Origin of the sequence: Parablautia muri, from assembly GCF_009917485.1 — a bacterium.
In the GTDB taxonomy this organism is placed as follows: domain Bacteria; phylum Bacillota; class Clostridia; order Lachnospirales; family Lachnospiraceae; genus Suilimivivens; species Suilimivivens muri.
Genome location: NZ_QZDT01000092.1, coordinates 1 through 7,393 on the forward strand (window position 1 = coordinate 1; position 7,393 = coordinate 7,393).

Here is a 7,393-nt window from a genome sequence, read left to right on the forward strand (position 1 = left end):
GAATCCGGAATATCTGGATGACTATCTGCCATGGGATCCCATGGTACAGGAACGGTGCCGATGACCACTGCCCTTTCAGTATAGAGGGGTAGTGGTTATTTTTCTATCCACTATCTTATTTGACGCTTACTTAAAATAAATTAAAAATAGGGAGTCCGCTCGTGACTCCCTTTGCTTAATTACAATAAATCCTTTGGCACACGTCCAAAGAAGAATTGTAATAGTATTTTATGTTGAAGAAGAAAAATTATGTATAGATAAAATAAAGGGAACTCGCTCGTAGTTCCCTTGTTTGAAATACTATATTGACGTTCCACTCGTGAACACCTTTCTTGTACTTTTATACTAGCATGAAAATCTAAATTTGTCTACATTTCTTTTTGAGATTTTTCTAAAAAATCTGCTAAATTTTGAATATCTGAAAAATGATAGGTATCAAGCAATTCTTGGAATTTATCAAGCTGTTGTTGTTTTGAATCCAAATCAGCTTGTTGCAAGGTACGATTGCTTTTCAGCTTTTCAATATATTGTAGTTTGTCGTCATACATATTTTGCAATGTCTGATAATGGTGGTTTATACCAAGCGATAAAGAAATGGCTTTATCAACAGCTTTCATTTCATCAGCGGAAAGGTCGGTAATATAATCGCTAAGTCTTGCCTTGCTTACACAGGTAATATTTCCGAGAAGAACATTTCCATCAAGTATGAGTTTGCCGGAGGAATCTTTTTTCTCTGCAATCGGTACAACAATGGGAAGCGTAGAGGTGGTATGTGTTATAGGTGCAACCAGTGTATTAGGTGATGTTCTGTTAGCTGAATTATATTGGAGAACCACACAAGGTCGCTCTTTGCATTCCTCACTACCAATGCCAACGCCTAAGTTGCAACGGTATACTTGTCCTCTATATACGATACGATTTTTAGCAGAGGTCGCAATAGCGTTTAGGTATAGCTTGTTTTTGAGCCATTCAAGATATTGTTGGGTTTTCGTAAGGTCAATATTCATGCAAATCTCCTTTATTTTTTTGCAAAAAGTAATTGGATTGAGTGTATATCAATCAGATGTATTCGTCAATCGGCACATTAAATAATTTCAAAGTATCTTCTAGCCACATATCATATTCTTCTTTATCCATTTTACCGGAAATTAATGCTTGATTTATTTTGTTCCAGTCGGGAATAAAGGTTGCAATCTGTGCATTGGGTATATCTAATGTCAAATGAGCAGTTAGTTGATTATCTTCTTGTGAATAGGTAGTGTTTCCTTTTATTTGCAATCCCCTACGGTCTAAATCTATCAGAATAGAAAAAAAATCAGCAAAAGTATTTACAGTAGCAGATTTATTTGAAGTAATCTTTATTTCCAACAAATCATTTAAAGTAATTCCAAGTGTATCACAAAATTTTAATATTGTTTCGACTGGCGGTTCGCTATATCCATTTTCATAATTAGAATATGAGGAATTGGTCAAAGAAAGTCTTGAAGACATATCACGTTGGTTAATTCCTGCGTTAGTTCGGGCTTGTTTCATTCGCTTTCCAATCTCAAAATATTCGCCTAATCTCATTTCACAACCTCCTTTTAGAATAATGTAACATATGTAGATACAAAAATCAATGTATATATTACAAGAAATCTAATAATCCATATTGACAAACTAGAAATAATGTAATATATTTAAATTACAAGAAAACTTGTAATAATACAAGAAATGAAAGAGAGGGAAATTTATTGAAAGAAAACCACATGATGACAGCGGAAGATGTAGCAAAGGAATTAGGAGTATCTAAAGGTCATGCTTACAAACTGATAAGGGAACTTAATGGAGAATTGAAAAAAGCTGGTTATCTTGTGATAGCCGGGAAAGTGCCAAAGGCATTTTGGGAAACAAAGTTTTATGGTTACAATCAGCCGAACCAAACCGCATGAAAGGGGGATAAGGAATGTCTGCTTCAAGAGATGAAAAAACCGGGAAATGGACTGCTCAATGCTATTACGAAAACTGGAAAGGGGAGAAGAAGCACAAAAAGAAGCGTGGTTTTGCCACGAAAAAAGAAGCGTTGGAATGGGAAAGAGAATTTCTGAAAAGTACATCTGCCAATATGGATATGATGTTAGGTGCATTTGTTGATGTGTATTTCCGGGATAAGGCAGGAGAACTAAAGTAACGCACGATAAAAAAAAGCGGTACATGATAGAAGCCCATGTATTACCGTATTTTGAGAATAAGCAAATGAACGAAATAAGCCCTTCTGACATTATCCAGTGGCAGAACGCTATCAGAGCAAAAGGATATTCGCAGACTTATTTACGCATGGTGCAAAATCAGATTACAGCATTGTTTACTCATGCAAGTAATATTTACAATCTCAACAATAACCCATGTAAAAAGGTTAAGAAAACGGGAAAGTCTGACGCTGACAAGCTGAACTTTTGGACGAAAGACGAATACGATTGCTTCATCAGCGGCATTGACCGGGAAAGCAAATATTATGTGATATTTGAAATCCTTTTTTGGACGGGGTGCAGAGAGGGAGAAATCCTTGCTTTAACAAAAGAAGATGTCGATTTTGAGAACAATCAAATCAGCATTACTAAGACTTATTACAGAACAGAGCGCAGGGATATTATCACAACGCCGAAAATGGAACAGTCGGTTAGAGTGATTGATATTCCGCAGTTTTTAACAAAAGAGATTGAAATGCATGTGAACCGCTGTTATGGTCTGCCGGATAATGAAAGACTGTTCCCGATTGTAGCGGAAGTGGTACAGCATAAGTTGAAACGTGAGTGCGTGAAATTGGGCGTAAAGCAGATTAGGGTACATGATTTACGTCATAGCCATGTAGCGTATCTTATCAATCAAGGCGTACAGCCTTTGATTATAAAGGAACGGTTAGGGCATAGGGATATTAAAATCACGCTGAATACTTACGGGTATTTATATCCTAATCAGCAAAAGAAAGTGGCAGATATGCTAAACGCCGCAAGAAATGAAAATGCCCCTGTCGATTGACAAGGACATTTTACTACAAAGGCAGAGCCTGTTGTATTTATATCTCGCAAATATAGTATAACAAAGGCTCTGCTGAAACTCAATCGAATTATTTCAACGGAGGGCGCAAAAGGAAGAAAAAAGAGAGAAAAATTATCGTTTAATCAACATGGAAGATGTAGAAGCAAGAGAAGTAAACTGGCTGTGGTATCCCTACATTCCTTTTGGAAAGCTGACGATTGTGCAAGGCGATCCGGGAGAGGGAAAGACCACTTTTATTTTGTACCTTGCGGCACTTCTCACAAAAGGCGAAGCACTTCCCTGTGAGGAAACAGCAGAACGCAGAGAGCCAGTCAACGTAATTTATTAGAACGCAGAGGACAGTTTGGAAGATACCATAAAACCCCGATTGGTAGAAGCAGGAGCAGACTGTAACCGGGTGTTGGTAATTGATGAAAGTATTGATTGTTTAAGCATGACAGATGAAAGGCTTGTCCGGGCAATCAAGGAAACCGGGGCGAAAATGGTTGTGTTAGACCCGATACAAGCCTATTTGGGCGCAGATGTGGATATGCACCGGGCAAACGAAATCAGACCAGTGCTGAAGCAGTTGGGGAACATTGCGGAAGAATATGGGTGTGCGATTATCCTTATTGGTCACATGAATAAGGCAAGCGGAAGTAAATCTACTTACCGGGGATTGGGGTCAATAGATTTTCAAGCTACCGCCCGGAGTGTGTTGGTAGTCTGCAGGATAAAAGACGATACAACCCTGCGTGTGATAGCGCATGATAAGAGCAGTCTTGCGCCGGAGGGAACTTCAATAGCCTTTCGCATGGATAAGGATAACGGTTTTATTTGGGAGGGTGTTTATGACATTACGGTTGAAGAATTACTTTCCGGCGAAAGCAGAGGACAGAAAACAAAGGACGCTAAATCATTTCTTGCGGAGATTTTGGCAGAGGGGCAGTTATCCTGCAATGAAATTACAGAAGCGGCAAAGGAGAGAGGTATCAAGAAAAAAACGCTGTGGAACGCCAAAAAAGAAATGAACATTGACAGCGTGAAAGTAGGAAATCAATGGTACTGGACTTTGTAGCAAAAGAAGATAGCAAGATTGCCTTTTCTAAAGATAGGGTAATCTTGCCACCTTGATTAGAAGTGTGGAGGTAACATGGCGGCGAAAAGCCGCACCGTCCGCAGGACGGAAAGCCCCCGGCAGGGCGCAAAACCTGCTTGCAGGTTGCATTTTTGATAGGCTTGCCTGTCAAAAGTGCTTTTATATTACTTTCGGGAAAGTAACAAAGCCTTGCGCCTGTCGGCGCAGTAAAATTAGTATATAGAGCGTGGAGGATATGCCTATTGGAAAGAACGATTAGCGGCATGATGGGAAAAGGTTCAGTCAATCACAATACGAGAGCCTTTACAGCTAAAAATGTAGATAAGGAACGAAGCCGGGATAACGTGGAATTTTGTCACTCGGATATAAAAGAGGTCTACCATACTCTTTTTGATGAAGCAATGGAACGCTACAACGCAAAGCAGAAACGGAGTGACCGAAAGATTGACGATTACTATGAGAAGATACGTTGGGGAAAGCAAGAAAAATTATTTTATGAGGTCATTTTTCAGATCGGCAACAAGGACGATATGAATGTACAGAGCAATGAGGGGCAGTTGGCGAAAGAGATTTTATGTGACTTTATGGAGAAGTTTCAGAAAAGAAATCCGAACCTTTATGTGTTTTCAAGCCACTTGCATATGGACGAGCAGACGCCGCATATCCACATTGATTTTGTTCCCTTTATCCGTAACAGCAAGCGTGGACTTGATACGAGAGTTTCCCTCAAAGGTGCATTAGCGGAACAGGGCTTCAAAGGCGGCACAAGAGGAATGACGGAATGGAATGAATGGATTGAAGCGGAGAAGCAGGAACTTTCAAAAGTTATGGGGCGGTATGGCGTACAGTGGAAACAGTTAGGCACACACAATAAGCATTTGTCGGTACTTGATTTTGAAAAGCAGGAGCGGCAGAAAGAAGTTGCGGAACTGGAGCAGACAATTTCCGGCAGTAGAGAGGAACTATCCGATATTCTTCATCAGCAGATAGCGGCAGGACAGGAAACGGAGCAGATACGGAAAGAGGGCGAAGCAATCCGGCAGGAAATATCAGAACTTTCCGCTACATATCTTCTTTTGAAAGAGCAGACGGAAACACTGACAGAGGATAAAGAAAAGCTGCTGTCTGAAAATGAAAAGTTGGAGAAACAGCAGAAAAAGTTACTGCAGGAACTTAACAAAATGGTGCAGTCAAAGGAAGTCATGGAGCGCAATATACACGCCTATGATGAAGATGTGAAATGGCAGTTGGCAGAGCCGGGGGCATTGATGAGCGCAAAGAATTATCGGGATAAAAAGGCACTTCCGCTTGTGGAGAAATTGAAAGAGGTGATAAAAAATCTGGCTATCAAATGCGTACAGCTTACGGAGCAGGGCAGGAGGCTGACCGCAAAAGTGGATGCGCAACAAATACAGATTAGCCACTTGACAGATAAGGTCATGGAGCAGAGCGGCACCATAGACCGATTGCAGGAAAAAGTATCTGATTTTGGGCGTTTGGAGCGTCATTTAGGCAAGGAAACAGGTACAGTTGATAGTAGAACGGTCAAAGGCGTTAGAACAGGCGGAGAGGGCAAATAAACACCCGAAACGTGCCTTTGAAATGAGCCGATAGGAAAGGGGATTGATTGGATATGACGGATATGGAGAAGAAAGTCATGGTGCGGCTGTTTGCTAAAATTGTGGCAGAAACAGACCTTTATGAAACGGACAAGGAAGTACAAAATCTGATAGATTGGGTATGCTTGTCGGAGCAGATAAAGGAAAACAATAATACAATCCGTAATTTGACTGGGGAATATAAGAAGATAGAGCCGGATTGCCGGGAGGGAGTGAGGGCGCAGTTAGAACGCATGAAAGAACTCTGCAAAGAGCGTAATAGCCTTTATGAAAAACAGAATGATTTGAAAGGGCAGAAACAACAGATTGAGAAATCGTTGGAACGATAAGAAATGTGGGGCGTGGCAGTTGCTGTGCTCTATGTTTTTGTGGTAAATGGAGCATGAACATGGTATAATCAAAGCTATAATCTGAAGCCACATAGGAGGTTGTTTATATTTGAAAAACTATGTTGTTTATAGGCATATAGGCAATTTGTCTAAGTCAAATAATGGTTGGGTAAAAGAATTAAATTTTATTTCGTGGAATAATAGAGAGCCTGTTTATGATATAAGAACATGGAATCAGGATCATACAAAATATGGTAAGGGGATTATGATTACGCCGAAGAAATGTTTGTATTAAAAGAACTATTAAGCGAAATAGATATATTTTAATGATATGAGTAGCAACGAAAACTAAAAGGATTAAGAGGGCAAATGGTTACATATGATTTTCAAACAATAAAAGTTCTACTGCAAAAGAGCATAGAAAATGGGTGGGAAGCAGAATTGACGCTATATATGAACCATATGGAGTATATGATTATTATTTATGATGACCATTGCTCTTTTCAAGGATGTGGCTATAAAAATGGGAGCGGAGAATATAATTTTCTATCTTTAGATGAATTATATGTGGCTGAGCAAGTTGACGGAATTATTTTAAAAAGAGATTGGGAGAAAATAGAATATTTTGATTGTGTAGATTTTGAAATGCAAGGATTTTGGAGAGAAGATATAAATTTTACTAAATAATATTTCCATTGGTAAGGGGAGAATTTGTATTTTTGGAGGAAGGTATGGAATATGTAACGGCGACTTCCGACATGGGGAGTGCAATTTATAATGTTTTACATACAACAATTAAAACGGTATATGCAAAGTATTATCCCAAAGAGGTAGTGGATTTCTTTTGCCAACATCATAGTAAAGAACATATTTTAGGTGGTATAGCGTCTGGGAATATGGGTGTATTAGTTGAGAACAGTGTGGTTGTCGGAACGGGCTGCTTTGATGATAATCATATTACGGGAGTATATGTGCTACCTGCTTATCAGAAGCAAGGCTTCGGATCGTATATTATGGATTGCCTAGAAACTGAAATTTCAAAAAAATATGATGTGGCTGTTTTAGACGCTTCACTTCCAGGAGTGTTTTTATACGAGCATAGAGGTTATAAAACTGTTGGGCATGGTATTTATGAGTTAGAAAATGAAGTAAAGCTGGTTTATGAAGTCATGGAGAAAAAACTTAAAAATTTTTTGGTTTCAACGCATATGAAAGGGAGGCTGTAAAAAATCTTGTGTCTATGGGGATTTAAGCTTCTCTGATAAGAGTTCGATATGTAAAATTTTGCTGTCTATTTTATGAATTTATTGTTGTCGAATGTTCTTTCT

The 7,393-nt window shown here is 39.1% G+C and carries 7 protein-coding genes and 3 pseudogenes; 8 read left to right on the forward strand and 2 right to left on the reverse strand.

Annotation, left to right across the window (positions count from 1 at the left end; genetic code table 11):
• Positions 1-368: 368 nt before the first annotated feature.
• Positions 369-1,007, reverse strand: coding sequence for a type II toxin-antitoxin system PemK/MazF family toxin (locus D5281_RS23415; RefSeq protein ID WP_160562323.1), 639 nt, complete (start codon positions 1,005-1,007; stop codon positions 369-371).
• A 52-nt stretch (positions 1,008-1,059) separates the two neighbouring features.
• On the reverse strand, positions 1,060-1,569 hold the full coding sequence (locus tag D5281_RS23420; RefSeq protein ID WP_160562324.1) for a helix-turn-helix domain-containing protein: 510 nt from the start codon (positions 1,567-1,569) through the stop codon (positions 1,060-1,062).
• 164 nt (positions 1,570-1,733) lie between these two features.
• Between D5281_RS23420 and D5281_RS23425 the strand changes: the two genes are divergently transcribed.
• From D5281_RS23425 to D5281_RS23460, 8 genes and pseudogenes are all read left to right on the forward strand, one after another.
• Entirely contained in the window at positions 1,734-1,931 is a 198-nt protein-coding gene (locus tag D5281_RS23425; RefSeq protein ID WP_160562325.1) for a helix-turn-helix domain-containing protein, read from the forward strand.
• 14 nt (positions 1,932-1,945) lie between these two features.
• Positions 1,946-3,018 (forward strand): annotated as a pseudogene (locus tag D5281_RS23430) (site-specific integrase).
• Between the two features lie 148 nt (positions 3,019-3,166).
• Positions 3,167-4,096, forward strand: a pseudogene (locus tag D5281_RS23435) (AAA family ATPase).
• 284 nt (positions 4,097-4,380) lie between these two features.
• Positions 4,381-5,731: pseudogene (locus D5281_RS23440) on the forward strand (plasmid recombination protein).
• Between the two features lie 19 nt (positions 5,732-5,750).
• Positions 5,751-6,065 (forward strand): hypothetical protein, encoded by a 315-nt coding sequence (locus D5281_RS23445; RefSeq protein WP_277935590.1) that lies wholly within the window; start codon positions 5,751-5,753, stop codon positions 6,063-6,065.
• Positions 6,066-6,210: 145 nt separating this feature from the next.
• Positions 6,211-6,360, forward strand: a complete 150-nt coding sequence (locus tag D5281_RS23450; protein ID WP_330585292.1) for a PC4/YdbC family ssDNA-binding protein — start codon at positions 6,211-6,213, stop codon at positions 6,358-6,360.
• Between the two features lie 74 nt (positions 6,361-6,434).
• Positions 6,435-6,752 (forward strand): hypothetical protein, encoded by a 318-nt coding sequence (locus D5281_RS23455; RefSeq protein WP_160562326.1) that lies wholly within the window; start codon positions 6,435-6,437, stop codon positions 6,750-6,752.
• 44 nt (positions 6,753-6,796) lie between these two features.
• A complete protein-coding gene (locus tag D5281_RS23460; protein ID WP_160562327.1) occupies positions 6,797-7,291 on the forward strand; it encodes a GNAT family N-acetyltransferase in 495 nt (164 codons plus the stop codon).
• Positions 7,292-7,393 lie beyond the last annotated feature (102 nt).

What these genes read in the sequence shown, in the direction of transcription:
- D5281_RS23415 (WP_160562323.1), bottom strand. Translation starts at nt 1,007, where the DNA reads ATGAATATTGACCTTACGAAAACCCAACAATATCTTGAATGGCTCAAA.
- D5281_RS23420 (WP_160562324.1), bottom strand. Translation starts at nt 1,569, where the DNA reads ATGAGATTAGGCGAATATTTTGAGATTGGAAAGCGAATGAAACAAGCC.
- D5281_RS23445 (WP_277935590.1), top strand. Translation starts at nt 5,751, where the DNA reads ATGACGGATATGGAGAAGAAAGTCATGGTGCGGCTGTTTGCTAAAATT.
- D5281_RS23455 (WP_160562326.1), top strand. Translation starts at nt 6,435, where the DNA reads ATGGTTACATATGATTTTCAAACAATAAAAGTTCTACTGCAAAAGAGC.
- D5281_RS23460 (WP_160562327.1), top strand. Translation starts at nt 6,797, where the DNA reads ATGGAATATGTAACGGCGACTTCCGACATGGGGAGTGCAATTTATAAT.